At 67.3% G+C, this 15,288-nt stretch carries 18 protein-coding genes and 1 pseudogene; 9 read left to right on the top strand and 10 right to left on the bottom strand.

Translation table 11 applies throughout. The annotated features are described in order from the left end of the window. Positions 1-5: 5 nt before the first annotated feature. The 3 genes from EJK91_RS00875 to EJK91_RS22235 all read left to right on the top strand — a co-directional run bounded on the left by EJK91_RS00875 (position 6) and on the right by EJK91_RS22235 (position 2,713). A complete protein-coding gene (locus EJK91_RS00875) occupies positions 6-422 on the top strand; it encodes a SufE family protein (protein ID WP_444850779.1) in 417 nt (138 codons plus the stop codon). A 91-nt stretch (positions 423-513) separates the two neighbouring features. Next, positions 514-2,310 carry an acetyl/propionyl/methylcrotonyl-CoA carboxylase subunit alpha gene (locus EJK91_RS00870; RefSeq protein WP_024441484.1) on the top strand — a complete coding sequence of 599 codons (1,797 nt, stop codon included), beginning with the start codon at positions 514-516 and terminating at the stop codon, positions 2,308-2,310. Positions 2,311-2,317: 7 nt separating this feature from the next. Continuing rightward, positions 2,318-2,713 (top strand): hypothetical protein, encoded by a 396-nt coding sequence (locus EJK91_RS22235; RefSeq protein WP_081654499.1) that lies wholly within the window; start codon positions 2,318-2,320, stop codon positions 2,711-2,713. Here EJK91_RS22235 and EJK91_RS00860 read toward each other — a convergent pair. Both EJK91_RS00860 and EJK91_RS00855 read right to left on the bottom strand, forming a co-directional pair. Further along, positions 2,627-2,911, bottom strand: a complete 285-nt coding sequence (locus tag EJK91_RS00860) for a UsfY protein (RefSeq protein ID WP_125078008.1) — start codon at positions 2,909-2,911, stop codon at positions 2,627-2,629. The two genes, EJK91_RS22235 and EJK91_RS00860, sit on opposite strands and share 87 nt — an antisense overlap. A gap of 166 nt (positions 2,912-3,077) precedes the next feature. Continuing rightward, a complete protein-coding gene (locus EJK91_RS00855; protein WP_024441486.1) occupies positions 3,078-4,061 on the bottom strand; it encodes a TIGR03557 family F420-dependent LLM class oxidoreductase in 984 nt (327 codons plus the stop codon). 80 nt (positions 4,062-4,141) lie between these two features. On the opposite strand from EJK91_RS00855, the gene EJK91_RS00850 reads away from it, so the two are divergent. Both EJK91_RS00850 and EJK91_RS00845 read left to right on the top strand, forming a co-directional pair. After that, positions 4,142-5,149: an iron-containing redox enzyme family protein gene (locus EJK91_RS00850; RefSeq protein WP_125078007.1), complete on the top strand. Its 1,008-nt coding sequence runs from the start codon at positions 4,142-4,144 to the stop codon at positions 5,147-5,149. A 183-nt stretch (positions 5,150-5,332) separates the two neighbouring features. Beyond that, on the top strand, positions 5,333-5,770 hold the full coding sequence (locus tag EJK91_RS00845) for an STAS domain-containing protein (RefSeq protein WP_024441488.1): 438 nt from the start codon (positions 5,333-5,335) through the stop codon (positions 5,768-5,770). Between the two features lie 9 nt (positions 5,771-5,779). Here EJK91_RS00845 and EJK91_RS00840 read toward each other — a convergent pair whose 3' ends face one another. Continuing rightward, positions 5,780-7,906: a catalase gene (locus tag EJK91_RS00840; protein WP_125078006.1), complete on the bottom strand. Its 2,127-nt coding sequence runs from the start codon at positions 7,904-7,906 to the stop codon at positions 5,780-5,782. A gap of 100 nt (positions 7,907-8,006) precedes the next feature. On the opposite strand from EJK91_RS00840, the gene EJK91_RS00835 reads away from it, so the two are divergent. The 3 genes from EJK91_RS00835 to EJK91_RS00825 are packed head-to-tail and all read left to right on the top strand — an operon-like array spanning position 8,007 to position 10,247. Next, entirely contained in the window at positions 8,007-8,696 is a 690-nt protein-coding gene (locus EJK91_RS00835; RefSeq protein ID WP_125078005.1) for an HAD family hydrolase, read from the top strand. Then, complete coding sequence (locus tag EJK91_RS00830; RefSeq protein ID WP_046300701.1) at positions 8,689-9,492, top strand: nucleotidyltransferase family protein; 804 nt, start codon at positions 8,689-8,691, stop codon at positions 9,490-9,492. The genes EJK91_RS00835 and EJK91_RS00830 overlap by 8 nt, the downstream gene beginning before the upstream one ends. After that, positions 9,489-10,247 carry a metallophosphoesterase family protein gene (locus EJK91_RS00825; protein WP_125078004.1) on the top strand — a complete coding sequence of 253 codons (759 nt, stop codon included), beginning with the start codon at positions 9,489-9,491 and terminating at the stop codon, positions 10,245-10,247. The genes EJK91_RS00830 and EJK91_RS00825 overlap by 4 nt, the downstream gene beginning before the upstream one ends. On the opposite strand, the gene EJK91_RS00820 is transcribed toward EJK91_RS00825, so the two are convergent. From EJK91_RS00820 to EJK91_RS00790, 7 genes are all read right to left on the bottom strand, one after another. Further along, positions 10,181-11,977 (bottom strand): complex I subunit 5 family protein, encoded by a 1,797-nt coding sequence (locus tag EJK91_RS00820; protein WP_206430373.1) that lies wholly within the window; start codon positions 11,975-11,977, stop codon positions 10,181-10,183. The genes EJK91_RS00825 and EJK91_RS00820 overlap by 67 nt on opposite strands. Before the next feature lie 6 nt (positions 11,978-11,983). Beyond that, complete coding sequence (locus EJK91_RS00815; protein ID WP_046300699.1) at positions 11,984-12,328, bottom strand: sodium:proton antiporter; 345 nt, start codon at positions 12,326-12,328, stop codon at positions 11,984-11,986. Further along, positions 12,325-13,068, bottom strand: coding sequence for an MnhB domain-containing protein (locus tag EJK91_RS00810; RefSeq protein ID WP_125078003.1), 744 nt, complete (start codon positions 13,066-13,068; stop codon positions 12,325-12,327). Before EJK91_RS00810 ends, EJK91_RS00815 begins: the two co-directional genes overlap by 4 nt. Then, on the bottom strand, positions 13,065-13,316 hold the full coding sequence (locus EJK91_RS00805; protein WP_125078002.1) for a Na(+)/H(+) antiporter subunit B: 252 nt from the start codon (positions 13,314-13,316) through the stop codon (positions 13,065-13,067). The genes EJK91_RS00810 and EJK91_RS00805 overlap by 4 nt, the downstream gene beginning before the upstream one ends. After that, positions 13,313-13,705 carry a monovalent cation/H(+) antiporter subunit G gene (locus EJK91_RS00800; protein WP_125078001.1) on the bottom strand — a complete coding sequence of 131 codons (393 nt, stop codon included), beginning with the start codon at positions 13,703-13,705 and terminating at the stop codon, positions 13,313-13,315. Before EJK91_RS00800 ends, EJK91_RS00805 begins: the two co-directional genes overlap by 4 nt. Before the next feature lie 243 nt (positions 13,706-13,948). After that, entirely contained in the window at positions 13,949-14,362 is a 414-nt protein-coding gene (locus tag EJK91_RS00795; RefSeq protein WP_024441500.1) for a ChaB family protein, read from the bottom strand. Between the two features lie 199 nt (positions 14,363-14,561). Beyond that, positions 14,562-15,080: a universal stress protein gene (locus EJK91_RS00790; protein ID WP_081654489.1), complete on the bottom strand. Its 519-nt coding sequence runs from the start codon at positions 15,078-15,080 to the stop codon at positions 14,562-14,564. A 63-nt stretch (positions 15,081-15,143) separates the two neighbouring features. Between EJK91_RS00790 and EJK91_RS00785 the strand changes: the two are divergent. Next, positions 15,144-15,278, top strand: a pseudogene (locus EJK91_RS00785) (SDR family oxidoreductase); the annotation flags it as partial. Between the last annotated feature and the right edge of the window lie 10 nt (positions 15,279-15,288).

The following is a 15,288-nucleotide window of genomic DNA, read 5'->3' as shown; positions in this document are numbered from 1 at the left end:
GGCTGATGAGCCTGCCGGAAAGATTGGCGCAGGTGGTGTCCGACTTCGCCGACGTCGAAGGCCAGGACAAGCTCAAGCTGTTGATCGAATTCGCCGATGAACTGCCCGAGCTGCCCGACGACCTGACCGAGTCAGCCATGGAACCGGTACCGGAGTGCCAGTCACCGTTGTTCCTGCATGTCGATGCCGCCGACCCGCAGCGGGTACGGCTGTATTTCAGCGCGCCCCGCGAGGCGCCGACGACGCGCGGCTTCGCATCGATCTGGGCCGCCGGCCTCGACGGCGAACCGGCCGACGTCATTTTGGGCGTGCCGGAAGATTTCGCGTCTCGGCTCGGATTGGCCGCACTGATCAGCCCGTTGCGCCTGCGAGGTATGTCCGCCATGTTGACCCGCATCAAGCGGCATTTACGCGCCGCATAAGGGGCACTGGAACAGGTTCAGCGGTCGCGCTTTACACTGCCTGAAGCTAGATTCTTAAAGACATTTCTTAAACATGCCATCAGGAGGGCCAGTGGCGAACCATGCCAGCTCGAAGATCTCCAAGGTGCTCGTCGCCAACCGCGGGGAGATCGCAGTCCGGGTGATCCGCGCCGCGCGCGATGCCGGATTGGCCAGCGTGGCCGTGTACGCCGAACCCGACGCCGACGCACCGCACGTCCGGCTCGCCGACGAGGCTTTCGCCCTGGGTGGGCAGACCTCGGCCGAGTCGTACTTGGTGTTCGAGAAGATTCTCGACGCCGCAGCCCAGTCGGGCGCCAACGCGATTCACCCCGGGTACGGCTTCCTCTCCGAGAACGCCGACTTCGCCCAGGCCGTGATCGACGCCGGGCTGATCTGGATCGGGCCGAGCCCGCAGTCGATCCGCGACCTCGGCGACAAGGTCACCGCGCGCCACATCGCCGCCCGCGCCAAGGCTCCCCTGGTGCCCGGCACCCCGGACCCGGTCAAGGACGCCGACGAGGTGGTGGCCTTCGCCAAGGAGCACGGTGTTCCGGTGGCCATCAAGGCCGCGTTCGGCGGTGGCGGTCGCGGCATGAAGGTGGCGCGCACGCTCGAAGAGATTCCCGAACTGTTCGAGTCGGCCACCCGTGAGGCGATTGCGGCCTTCGGTCGCGGCGAGTGCTTCGTGGAGCGTTACCTGGACAAGCCGCGCCACGTCGAGGCCCAGGTCATTGCCGACCAGCACGGCAACGTCGTCGTCGCGGGCACCCGCGACTGCTCGCTGCAGCGCCGCTTCCAGAAGCTGGTCGAGGAGGCCCCGGCGCCGTTCCTGACCGACGCGCAGCGCAAGGAGATCCACGAGTCCGCCAAGCGGATCTGCAAGGAGGCCGGCTATTACGGCGCAGGCACCGTGGAGTACCTGGTCGGCCAGGACGGTCTGATCAGCTTCCTGGAGGTCAACACCCGACTGCAGGTGGAACACCCGGTCACCGAGGAGACCTCGGGTATCGACCTGGTCCGTGAGCAGTTCCGGATCGCCAACGGTGAAGCCCTGGACATCACCGAAGACCCGGCGCCGCGCGGTCACTCCATCGAGTTCCGCATCAACGGCGAGGACGCCGGCCGCGGCTTCCTGCCCGCGCCCGGACCGGTGACCCGCTTCGACCCGCCGACCGGCCCCGGCATCCGGATGGACTCCGGCGTGGAGACCGGTTCGGTGATCGGCGGTCAGTTCGACTCGATGCTGGCCAAGCTGATCGTCACCGGCGCGACCCGGACCGAGGCCTTGGAGCGCGCCCGGCGCGCCCTGGACGAGTTCCACGTGGAGGGGCTGGCCACGGTCATCCCGTTCGACCGTGTGGTGGTGCGCGACCCGGCGTTCGTCGGCGACGAGAACGGCTTCACCGTCCATACCCGCTGGATTGAGACCGAGTTCGAGAACAACATCGAACCCTTCACCGGCGGTGAGCCTCTCGACGAGGACGACGTGCAGCCGCGCCAGAAGGTGGTCGTCGAGGTCGGCGGTCGCCGGCTGGAGGTGTCCCTGCCGGGCGATCTGGCCCTGGGCGGCGGCGGTGCCGGCGGTGCCGGCGGCGCGATCCGCAAGAAGCCCAAGGCCCGCAAGCGTGGCGCGCACGGCGGTGCGGCGGCATCCGGCGACGCCGTGACCGCGCCCATGCAGGGCACCGTGGTGAAGGTTGCCGTCGAGGAAGGCCAGGAGGTCGCCGCCGGTGACCTGGTCGTGGTCCTCGAAGCCATGAAGATGGAGAACCCGGTCACCGCGCACAAGGACGGTGTCATCACCGGGCTGTCTGCTGAGGCCGGCTCTGCGATCACCCAGGGCACCGTGCTCTGCGAGATCAAGTAACAGTCCCATAGAACCCGTCGAGATCAACGCCGGCCCGTGGTATCTGCGGATGCCACGGGCTGATGACCGCGTCGACGACCGTCCGAACCTGGCCGATCTCGGCGAGACCGACCCGGACTACGTCGCGAAGGCCGCCTCCGGCTGGGCAGACGACTCGCGCTATCTCTGGGCGGTCTGCGAGCCGACGACGGGCGAACTGTTGGCCGAGGCGACGCTGGATCCCGCCTCCGGCGAGATCGCCAGTCGGCACCGGCCAGGTCACAGCCAGGCCGCAGCGACCGGGACGCAGGCGGTGTCCCGTTTCGCTGCCGGCGCGTTAGGTCTGACGCCGGTGATGACCGGCCTGGGTGGTCCGGTTGCGCCCGACGAAAATCCAGGTCAAACCGCCGACCGCCAGCGCTAGAACCGCGATCCCGAAGCCCAGTGTCCACCCGGCGTCGCGCTGCGCGGCAGCGCTCATGAAACCCACCAATGCCAGTGCTGCCATCAGCAGCATGCCCAAGCCCGGCAACTCACGGCGGTCCTTGAACACCAACCCGGCCCGCGGCTGGGTCGTACGCCTCTGATCGATTCCCTCGTCGGTGTCGCTGATCTCGCTCATGAAGCCCTTGTACCCTCGGCGTTTCAACCCGAAACCCGCCGCGCTCGCAGACGCCGCTGCGCTGATGGCGGCGACCTGCATCATCCGGCTCCGCCGCGCTCGCAGTCGCCGCTGCGCCGATGGCGGCGACCTGCATCACCCGGCTCCGGCGCGCTCGCAGTCGCCGTCATGGTGCGTCGCGCAGCGCCGCCAGCAGCGGCTCTGCCGCCTCCTTGAGGAAAGCCTCCTGGGTCTCCCCACCGATCTGGATCAGCGCGATGTCGGTGAAGCCGGCTTCTCGGTAGGCACCGACGGCGTCGACGATTGCGTCCAGTTCCGGCCCGCAGGCAATGGCCCCGGCCACGTCACGCGGCTGAACATAGCGGGTGGCGGCCGCGAACGCAGCGGGTGTCGGCAGCTCGGAATTGACCGACCAGCCGCCGCCGAACCAACGGAACTGCCGGTGAGCGCGCTGTATTGCCTTATCCCGGTCGGGATCCCAGCACACCGGTAGCTGCCCGACGACTCGCCCGCCGGCCAGTCCGGCGGCCTGCCGTGCGGCGTGCCAGGACTGGACCAGGTCGCGGTCGGGCTGCACCGCGATCAGGTGATCGGCGGCCGCAGCGAATCGGTCGACGCCCTTGGGTCCCGACATCGCGACGGCTAAGGCGACCGGGATGTCGGGTAGGTCCCACAGCCGCGCCTGGTCGACTTGGAAGTATTCGCCGTGGTGGTCGACCGTCTCCCCCATCAGCAGCTCACGGATGATCTTGATGGCTTCTCCGAGCATGGCCTGTCTGCGCGCTACGTTCGGCCAACCGGCTCCGGTCACGATGTGCTCGTTGAGGTTCTCCCCGCTGCCCAGCCCCAGGGTGAACCGGCCTTCAGCCAGGATCTGCACCGTCGCCGCCTGCTGGGCCACGATCGCCGGGTGATACCGCATAGTCGGACAGGTGACGTAGCTGTACAGACCTATCTCTTGAGTGGCGTGCGCAACCGCGCCCAGCAGCGCCCAGGCGTTGGGGGCGTGGCCCTGCGACGCCAGCCACGGTGAGAAGTGATCGCTGCACACGGCGAAGTCGAAACCGCGTTCTTCGGCGGCAACGGCGTAGCCGACCAACTCTGCGGGCCCGCTCTGCTCGGTCATCAGGGTGTAGCCGAAGCGTGTCATGCTGCCGGAATACCCAACGGCTGAGCACCGAAACGGCACGGTGCCGTTTGGCGCAGCCGGGCTGGCGGGTACCCGCAAGCGTGACCACGGCAATAATCCACACCGAACCTCGTCTGCCCGCCGCGTGCGGGCCGTTGTCCGAGGCGGTGTGCGACCTGTTACGGCAGCCCCCTGACACGGCCCACGGTTTCCTCCCCCCGGCCCGCGAAGCCGATCCGTATGGCCGCGACCTGCAACTGGCGCTCTACGTCTGCTACGAGTTGCACTACCGCGGGTTCGCCGGCGTGGACCCGGACTGGGAGTGGGACGTCACCCTGTTGGGATTACGCCGACAACTCGAACAGGTGTTCCTCGACCGGGTGCGTCACGAGGTCGGAGTGATTCCGCCGGAAGCGACGGCCGCTGCCGAAATGGACGCCGCGGCAACCGAGCCCGTGCGCGGGACCGGCCCGTCGTGGTATCTGCGCGATCACGGAACCTGGGAGCAGGCCCGCGAATACTTCATCCACCGATCGCTTTACCACCTCAAGGAGGGCGATCCGCACGCCTGGATCATCCCGCGCCTGACCGGCCAGGCCAAGGCGTCATTCGTCGCGGTCGAATTCGACGAGTACGGCGCGGGACAGGGGGCGCGGGTGCACCAGCAGCTCTTCGCCGATCTGCTCACCGCTGCCGGGCTGGATGCCGGCTACCTGGCTTACCTCGACGTGGTCCCCGCCGAGTCGCTGGCGGTGGTGAACTTGATGTCGCTGTTCGGGCTGCATCGCCGCTGGCGGGGTGCGGCCGCCGGCCACTTCGCCGCCACCGAGATCAGCTCCCCTCCCGGCTCGAGCCGCCTGGTCGCGGCGCTGCGGCGGATGGGCGCACCGGAGCCGTGCGTGGCGTTCTACGCCGAACACGTCGAGGCCGATGCCGTGCACGAACAGGTGGTGCGCACCGACGTGATCGGCAGCCTGTTGGACCGCACTCCGCATTTGGAGACTGATGTCGTGTTCGGTATGCGAGCTCTTGACACCGTGGAAAATCGGCTTGCCGACGTGATGACCTCGGCCTGGTCAGCCGGACGTTCATCGCTACTGACGAACTAAAAATTAAGGTTTCACTGGGATTTTCCAGAAATTGTCGAGCACCTCTTTGCCAATCGAATCGGTACTGGGTAATGTCTGGTTCCTCCGGTTGAGCTCACAGCCGCAGTGAAACGTCACCGCGTAACGCAGTCCCGGAAGTGACGTGATCCAACAGCACGATTCGTCGACTGATGGAGCCACAACATGATGATCAGCAAGGTTACTCAGAACGCTTTCGCCACTCCCGCAACGGAAGCCACCCAGGTTTGGCATAATCACACCGCCAAATTCACTGTGCATTGGGGCCGCGCCGGAGCCGTCGTCGCCGTGAACGGTGAGATCGACGCGGCCAATGCCATCCCATTCGCCGACTATGCCAAGCACTGCGCCGAGTGCTGCGAATGGCTGGTGGTGGACCTGTCCGAACTGACTTTCATTGGAACCAGCGGGTTTTCAGCTCTTCAGTCGATCAGCGCGCAGTGTTCCAGCACGCAGACCAAACTGAAGGTGGTCCCCAGCCCCGCATTGACCACCTTGCTGCGGATCTGCGATCCACACTCGCGGCTTCCGCTGGTGGACTCGCTGACGGACGCCTTGACTGAGGTGCAGCGGTCCGGTCGACCGCTGCACCTGGTGCCGTGATCTAGGGAGCTAAGCAGGAACCGCGTCCGCAGTGCGGTTCCAGACCCGGTGCTCGGCGAGTGCAGCGGCGAACGCGTCGAAGAACTCGTCATTGAGGTCATCAGCCGCGGCCGTCGTCGTCACCACGCCGGAGGCGACGACGACCGCGGTGTCCTCGGCCGGTCGCTCGTACACGCCCGCCTTGGGCAACAAGTCCACTCCCGCCCCGAACGCCCCGATCACCTTGAGGTGCTTGTAAGCCTCCGTGACGAAATGCACCGCATACCCGTCGCCGGAGAGCGTTTGCACCGCGTCGGGTCCGCACGGCACGACCACCGCGTCGTAGAGCACCGACGCCATCGTGGTGAAGGCTCGGTCGACACTCAACCGGCCACCGGAGCCGCCGGTCAATTCGCCACCGGCGATGGGCGCCAGCACTTCGGCGATCGCGCCGCGTTCCCGCATCGCGGCGACGAACCGTTCGACGCCCACCACGTCCACGCCGTCAGCGGCCAGTACCGCGATCTTGCGGCTGTCGATGCCGGGCGCCTCCTGGGCTGCGGGGGTGCCGGCATCCGTCAGCTGCGAGAGCGCCGGTGAGAGCACCACCTCGTCGACGGGCTGCTCTTCGGGTGCGGCCAGGCCCAGTTTCGCGGCCACCTGCCGCGCCAGGTCGTGGTCGACCAGGTTGAGCTGTTCGACGGTGCGCTGCCGGATCTCAACGCTTTCGCATTTCCCCAGTTCAAAGGCGTAGGCCGCGACGATGTGCTTCGCCTCGGGCGCGGACATGCTGCGGTAGAACATCCGCGCCTGGCTGTAGTGGTTCTCGAAGCTCGCGGCGCGCTTGCGGATCTTGGCCCCGTCCACCTTCTCGGTGTAATGCCGGAACACGCCCTCGTCAGCCAAAGCTGGGCAGCCACCGCCCACCGAGTTCTTGTAGTAACTGGACTTCCCCCGCGGAATCGCGTGTTGGCTGTAGCCGTCGTGCTGGTTGTTGTGCACCGGGGCCACCGGCCGGTTGACCGGCAGCTGGGCGAAGTTCGGTCCGCCGAGCCGGATCAGCTGCGTGTCCAGGTAGGAGAAGTTGCGGAACTGCAGCAACGGGTCATTGGTGAAGTCGATTCCCGGTACCAGGTTGGCCGTGCAGAAGGCCACCTGCTCGGTTTCGGCGAAGAAGTTCTCCGGGTTGCGATTGAGCACCATCCTACCCACCGGGCGTACCGGAACCTGTTCTTCGGGAATGATTTTGGTGGCGTCCAACAGGTCGAAGTCGAACTTGAACTCGTCGTCTTCTGCAACCAACTGGACACCGAGTTCCCATTCCGGGTACTGACCGGCCTCGATGGCGTCCCACAGATCGCGACGGTTGAAGTCGGGATCCTTGCCGGCGATCTTCTGGCATTCGTCCCAGATCAGCGAATGCACACCCAGCTTTGGCTTCCAGTGGAACTTCACGAACGTGCCCTCGCCGCTTGAATTCACAAAACGGAAGGTGTGCACGCCGAAGCCCTGCATCATCCGGTAGCTGCGCGGCAGGGCGCGGTCCGACATCAGCCACATAATGGCGTGCAGCGTCTCGGGCTGCAATGAGACAAAGTCCCACAGCGTGTCGTGCGCGGACTGGGCCTGCGGAATCTCGTTGTCCGGCTCGGGTTTCACCGCATGCACGAAATCCGGGAACTTGATGCCGTCCTGGATGAAGAACACCGGAAAGTTGTTGCCCACCAGATCGTAGTTGCCCGCCTCGGTGTAGAACTTGGTGGCGAATCCGCGGACGTCGCGCACGGTGTCGGCCGAACCGCGGGAGCCTGCCACCGTGGAGAACCGCACGAACACCGGCGTCTTGATGCCCGGCGTGGTCAGAAACCGCGCCGCGGTGTACTGCGCGAGCGAGTCGTCATAGGGCTCGAAGTAGCCGTAGGCGCCCGACCCCCGGGCGTGCACCACCCGCTCGGGAATCCGCTCATGGTCGAAGTGGGTGATCTTCTCCCGGGCGTGAAAGTCCTCCAGCAGAGTCGGCCCGCGCTCACCGACAGTCAGCGCGTCGTCGGTGTGGTCGACGCGCACCCCCTGCTGGGTCGTGAGGTATCCGGACTGCCGGTCGACCCGGTAATCGTCGAGTTGTCGCTGCTTGCCGTCACGGTCCTCGTTAGCCACCGCTTTTCCTCTCGTCAGTATTCGGGAAGTCCCTGGGTGGGTATCCCAGCCGGGTCATCCGCAAACGGCCAGGACCACCCCCGAGCGAGAGGAGACGAGCGTGAGCGCCCAATCGGCTGTGTTGTTCGACGTTGACGGCACCCTGGTCGACTCCAACTATCTGCACGTACACGCCTGGCGGCGTGCGTTCGACGAGCTACACCTCGAGGTGGAGTCGTGGCGCATTCACCGGGCCATCGGAATGGACGGGTCCGCGCTGGTGCGCCTGCTCTCCGACGACGCGCCCGAGAACCTCCGAAGCCGGCTCAAAGACCTGCACTCGCAGTTCTACCTACAGTCATCGGCGCTGCTGTCGCCGCTACCGGGCGCCCGGAAGCTGCTGGAACACATAGCGGCCCTTGATCTTCCGGTGGTGCTGGCTACCTCGGCGCCCGAGGACGAGTTGGCGGTGCTGCGCAAAGCGCTTGGCTGCGACGACCTTGTCGCAGCGGTCACCTCGTCGGCCGATGTCGACATCGCGAAACCGAATCCGGACATCATCGAGATTGCACTGGACCGGGTCGGTGCAGCGGCGGAGCGCGCCGTCTTTGTGGGCGACGCGGTTTGGGATGCCCACGCATGCATGCGCGCGGGAGTGCCCAGCATCGGTCTGCTCAGTGGCGGCGTCTCCCGCGACGAACTGGAAACGGCCGGCGCGGCCGCGGTTTTCGACAACGCCGCGGATCTGCTGGAGCACCTCGATCAGTCGCCGATCGCCGGCTTGGCCGAGGGGCGAGACGCGCATGGATGAATCCACGTTCCTGGCCACCCTGACCCGAGCAGTCGGAGCGCTGCATCGCGCCGATGTACCGTTCGCCCTGGCCGGCGGCGCGGCGGTATACGCCCGTGGCGGTCCGCACTCCCACCACGACATCGACCTGCTGGTCGAACCGTCCGAAGCCGAGCGCGCGGCGATAGTGCTCGCCGAGGCCGGTATGTCACGGGTTCAGCCGCCGGAAGACTGGCTGCTCAAGGTCTTCGACGGCGAGGTGCTGGTGGACCTGATCCATCACCTCGGCGAGACCCCGATCAGCGCCGACACCCTCTCCAACGCCCCGCCGATTCAGGTCGGGTCGGTGATCGTCCGGGTCATCACCGCCACCGAACTGATGGTGCAGAAGCTCGCGGTGCTGGACTGTCACCGTTGCGATTTCGCCGAGCTTCTCATCGTCGCGCGAGTCCTGCGTGAACAGGTGGATTGGCCGCAAGTGCGCCGGCGGCTGCGGAATTCCCCGTTCGCCGAGGCCTTCTGCCACCTGCTGCGTGGGCTGTCCATCGTTGACGACGACCACATCGAGCGGCCGCAGCCACCCGCCCATCTGGTCGCCGTCGTACGGCGGAGGCTCGCCGAAGACCCCGCGATCGGCGAGCTGGGGATCGGCATCGAGATCAACGACGACTCGGTGCGCCTGACCGGATCGGTCAACGGGCCGCAACGCCGAGCGACGATCGAATCGGCTGTTCGGCGCATCGTGGGTGCGCGAAATGTGGTGAACGAGATCGAAGTGGTGCAGCTGTTCGAACCCGCAGAGCAGGTGACCGGGTGATTCGGGTAGCAGCCGTGGGTGACATTCATCTGGGTGAGGACTCGCGCGGCACCATGCACTGGCACGACATCGACGCCCGTGCCGACATGCTGCTGGTCGCCGGCGACCTGACCCGCCACGGGACCGCCGCCGAGGGCCAGGTGGTCGCCGACGAACTGCGGGGCTGCCCGGTACCGGTGGTGTGCGTGCTCGGCAACCACGACTACCACCAGAATCAGCAGAACGAGATCACCGCGGCACTGCGCGACGCCGGGATCGCCGTCCTGGAAGGCCAGACCCACACCATCGAGGTGCAACGGCAGCGGGTCGGCGTGTCCGGAGTGAAAGGGTTCGGTGGCGGCTTCGCCGGCAGATGCGCGACAGCCTTCGGGGAGCCCGAGATGAAGGCGTTCGTCGGCGCCACGCAGACCGCTTCCGATCAGCTGCGTGATGGTCTGCGCGCACTGCGCACGGACTATCGGATCGCACTGCTGCACTACTCTCCCGTCGCCGACACGCTGCACGGCGAGCCACCGGAGATCTATCCCTTTCTGGGCTCGTGTCTGCTGGCCGAGGCCATCGACGAATCCGGAGCCGACCTGGCGGTGCACGGTCACGCCCACGCCGGAACCGAGAAGGGCCGCACCGCCGGTGGCGTCGCGGTACGCAATGTGGCCCGGCCACTGCTCCGCGCGCCTTACAGCGTGTATCAGGTCAGCGGCAATCCGATAGCGGCGGCCAGCGCTGCCAGCGCGGCGAACATCCACGCGACGTAGTCCCCGACGTGCCCGGAGTGTGCGGCGCGCAACGCACTGAGCGCTGGTGCGGCAACAGCGGTGGCAGCCCGACGCACCGCTGGAGTCCAGCGGTACAGCCCGGCGGCCGCCACTCCCGCCGCCGCGAGCGCGCCAAGGGCGCTCATACCGGCCCCGGCCACCGACCAGCCCGGACCCGACGCGGCGGCCACCGCGCCCGCTTCGACGAAACGTGCCGCGGCGCTCTGCGCTCCGCGCGCGACCCCGGGCAGCAGGCCGGCAGCCAGGCAGCCGGCCAGCAGCAAACCGATCGCCACATACATGCTCAGCGGTGTTCGCCGCAGCCAGGTGTCGGGTTCCTCATCGCCGCGGGTGCGGCGCCCGGAGGCCACGTCGTCGGACGGCTCGGTTCGTCCGCCGATACCGGTGAAACAACGGATGCCGGCCCGCAGCACGGCGCCGCCCGTCAGTGCCGAAACCCCCAGGAACAGTGCCGATCCCCACCCGCTGCCGACGGCCTCCTCGCAGAAGGTCTTGCCGAGTGCCGTGCCGAACGGAGGCAGGCCCGCCAGGGCGACGGCCGCGGTGCCGAAGCAGGCCGCCAGCAGCGGCTGGCCCCGGCCGCGTCCCGCCAACTCCCATTCGTCGACGCTGTGGTGACGGTCCAGCAACACCCCCACGATCAGGAACAGCGCCGACTTAGCCCCGGCGTGGCCGACCAGGTAGACCGCCGCACCGGCCACCCCGTGGGCGCTCAAGGTCGCGGTGGCCACCAGCGACAACCCCATGTGGCCGATGGTGGAATAGGCCAGCAGCCGCTTGAGGTGGCGCTGCAGCAGGCACATCACCGCGCCGACGGCTGCGGTCAGCGCACCCGCCACCACGAAGACCCGGCTGATCACCGAAGGCGGCAACACACCGGCGAACACCTCCCAATACACCCGCCACAGCCCGTAGAGGCCCAGCTCGACCATGACCCCGGAGAACAACACGCACACGCCGGCCGGGGCGACCGCGTGCGCGTCGGCCAGCCAGAAGTGCAGCGGCACGATGGCGGCCTTGACCAGCAGTGCCGCCGACACCAGTACGAAGGCGGCCACCACCAGGGCGTCGGGCGGGCCTCCCGCGGACGTCGAGCGCAGTGCCGCACCCAGCTGGGCCATCCCCAACTGACCGCCACGGGCGTAGAGCAAGGTGATGCCGATCAGGGTCACACACGCGCTCAGCGACTGAATGATCCCGAAGTTGAGTGCCCCCTGGATCGCCGAGCGATCCTCGATCTTGATGCCGGTCAGGGCGTAGCCGACCGCACCCATCAACTCGAGGAACACGAACAGGTTGAACAGGTCGGATGCCAGCACGAAGCCGTTCATCGCCGCCAGGAAGATCAACAGCAGCGCGCCGAAGCGCGTGTCGGCCTCGTCGAGGCCGCGGCGACTGTAGAGCGCCGCGCACACGCTCAGGGAGCCGGCCAGCACCGCCAGTCCCGCCGAGAGTGGATCGGCGGCCATGGCGATGCCGACCGCCAGGCCGGAATGCGGGGGCCAGTCACCAACCCAGGCCACCACCGTGCGGCCCGACGCCGCGACCAACGCGCAGCCGGCACCCGCAGTGCAGGCCGCCGCGACCGCCAGCACCAACGTATTGGCCACCGACCGAGTCACCCTGCCGCTCAGCGCCAGCAACAGACATGCCGCCAGGATCGGCACCGCGAACAGCAGTGGCAACAACGCGGCGTTGGCGGCCGGCACGGTGATTCAGCCCCGCAATGCAGACAGCTGATCCGGATCCAAGGTGTGGTGGCGCTTGTGGACCTGAATGGCCAGTGCCAGAAGCAATGCGGTGACGGTGGCCTGAATAACGATGTCGGTGAGTGTCATCGCCTGAACCACGGGGTCGACCACAGCGGTCGGTCCGGGAGAGTCGACGAAGATCGGCGGCGACGCGCCATGCTGGTAACCGACGGTCAACAGCAGCAGGTAGGTGCCCGACTGCGCCACCGACAGACACACCACTGCGTGAATCAGGTTGTGGCTGCGCACGATCCCGAAGGCCCCGACCAGTACCAGCCAGCCCGCCACGCCGTATATGTAGCTGCTCACGATCCTTCCCGCCGTGGTGCGACAGTGATCTCCTGGGCCAGGAACTGCGCCAGCAGTACGGTCATGCCGCACGCCACCGCGATACCCACCGCGGCGTTGAGCAGCGGTACCGTCCCCGCGGACAGCAACTGGCCTCGGGTGCCGGTCGGCATTACGTTGAGCAGGAATGCTCCGCCGGTGATCAGTGCGGTGACGCCGATCGCGGCGAACGCTGCTGCGCCCAGCGCCTCCCCGACGTCGAAGACGTTGACCGGCCGCAGCCGATCCAGCGCCCGGAAGCTTCCGGTGATGTAGAGCAGGTGCAGACCGGAAGCCAGCAGTACGCCGCCCTGGAAACCCCCACCCGGAGTGAGATGCCCGTGCACCACAACATCGACGCCCACCGCCAGGGTCACCGGCAGCAGGAGATATCCGACGAACCGGGTGGCCTCCAGGGCAGTTCGGCGACCTGAGTTGTGATACTCGCGCTCCTCGACGGCCGGCCGCAGCAGGGCCATCACACCGGTCACCGAGGCGACCAGAATGGTCTCCTCACCGAGCGTGTCCAGCGCGCGCTGGTCGAAGTTCACCGATGCCACCACGTTGGCGGTGGCGTGCGAAAACGCTGCCCGCACCGCAAGATCGCGGTAAACGTGATGCGCCTGCCCGAACGCGGGCAGGTCGGCGAATCCCAGCGCCAGCAGAATCCCCAGTCCGGCCGCCCCGGCCAGGAACAGCGCTGTGCGCCCAGCGTGGCTCACCGGCCGATCTGCCGGTGCCGGCGCTGCACCGTACGCACGGTGAGCATCACCATCAACGGCACCACCACACCGCCGATCAGCAACTGGGACAACGCCACGTCGGGCGCCTGCAGCAGCACGAACAAGACCGTGAGGGCCAAGCCGAAGACCGACAACATGATCGCCTGCCGCTGCGGCTCGCCGGTCAGCGCGACGATGGTCCCGATGATGCCGACCGTCGTGAGCGAGACCAGGACCAGGGCGGTCATGAGGGCGAATCGGCTTCCACCACACCGGCTTCGTCGGCGGTCAGCCGGGCGGTGGCCGCCGACATCACCGGCGCGGACAGCAACACCAGCGCGGTGATCAGCAAGACCATCACCGACGCTTCGGAGAGGCCGCGTTGCACGATCAACCCCAGCCCGGTCAGCGGGAAGCCGACAGACGTGGCCACGCTGAGCAGGTGCAGCCGGTCCAACACCGCACCGAGCGCCGCTGCCCCGACCGCGCAGCACGCCATGACCGAGACGCCACCGAAGATCGCGTCATGGTTGCGGCAGCACTGCGGGCGGCCGCCACCGCTGCCGGCTCCCGGGGCAATGTCACCGAGCCGACCGTCGCCTGCGGACGCCGTGACGGGATCAGGACGTAGGCCCACACCTGGGCCGGTTGTGCCAGCAGCTCACTGGCAACAGCAGGCGCCCAGCGCAGCCATGCCGGCCGAAACCGCCAGTTGCCGCCGTTGGCCCGCCGTGCGGCGCGGGCAGCCACCGCACACGGCAGCGTGCACACGGCCGCGGTAAACAACTCTTGGGTGGTCCGCGCTGTCAGCGTCACCACCCACACCGCGCCGGTGGCCAGCCACCACAGCAGCGTTTCGCCTAAAACTCCCGTCAGCGGGCTATTTACCGCGGACACGGCGGTTGTGCTTCTTGATCGCCGTGACCAGTTCGGATTTCCGCATCGTCGATCGTCCGTGAATGTCCAGCCGGCGGGCGACGTCCAGCAGATGCTGCTTGCTGGCGTTTGCGTCGACGCCCTCCGCGGACGGTCCGGAGTTGTTCGGGCCGCCTCCGGCCGCGCGCTTATCCGACGGGCCGCGCTTCTTTTTGGGCTCCCAATGGTCCCCGACCTTTTCGAAACTGTGCTTGAGCGCCGCATAGGCGACCCGGTGCGCGCGCTGCTCGCTGCCGTACTCCTTGGCGGCGGCGTCGTGCGCTTTGGCGAAGGTGCGTTGCGCCTTGGCGCCGGAGCGCTGCAGCGTGCTGGGCAACTCGCCGCGCTTGACGGTGCCGCTCTTCGTCGTCTTGGGCATGAGACCTCCAATCACCGACTGCGATCGGAGTTGGTTACCCCCTGCCACGGCTGAGCAACCATTTCGGGGGCGTCCACATTCGTCGGCACGACGATCAGGCAAGCCGAATAATCGTGAATGCTGAACGCTTGGGTCAATTGCTCACCGGCCGTGCCCCATTCATCTCGGTGTACTTCGCGGGTATGCGCGGGGCCGACCGTCACCAGCCCGTCGGATCGACCTGTCCCGCGGCATCTGAGGCGGCCGAGGGCTGCTGCAGCGCCAAGTCGTCCTCGTCCAGTACGGTCAGTGGGCAGTGGCAGCGTGACGTCAGCTCCGCGCCGACCGAGCCGAACAGCAGATGCCACAACCGCCAACGGCCGCTCGATCCGACCACGACCAGATCAGCTCGCCGGGACAAATCCTCCAGCGCGTCAACCGGATCGGTGAACTCCACTTGGGTGTTCAGCTGCGCGGGCGCGCCGTCCGAAGCGCTGTCCGTGGCGACACCGACGGCGTCATCGACAATCCGTTGGACGCGCCGGTGCGGCAATTCATGCTGGCCGAACACCGCCCATCGGGCCATCAGAGGCGACAACCGGGTGGAGGCGGCGTGCACCAGGGTCAGCGGTAGCGCACGGCGTTCGGCCTCCTGCGCTCCCCACCGCACGGCGGCCCGCGATGCCGCGGACCCATCCACTCCGACGACTATTCCGGCACCTGCTGTATTCGAAGACATAGTGGGCGCTGATTAGCCATCGCGCCTTTGCGTCAAACCCCTACGCGTCATCGTTTCTGGCTTGGTGTCAACGTGCCGCTGGGCCGCGCCGGTCAGCCGGCCGAACTGGCGTCCGCCTACGTGCTGCTTGCCTCTGACGACGCCAGCTACATCTCCGGGGCCCGAATTGCTGTCACTGGAGGCAAGCCCATCTTCTGAGGCAGCTCAA

Source organism: Mycobacterium sp. P7213 (genome assembly GCF_900604305.1).
Taxonomy (GTDB): domain Bacteria; phylum Actinomycetota; class Actinomycetes; order Mycobacteriales; family Mycobacteriaceae; genus Mycobacterium.
The sequence above is the reverse complement of the archived record's forward strand: the minus strand, read 5'-3'. Positions and strand labels throughout refer to the sequence as shown.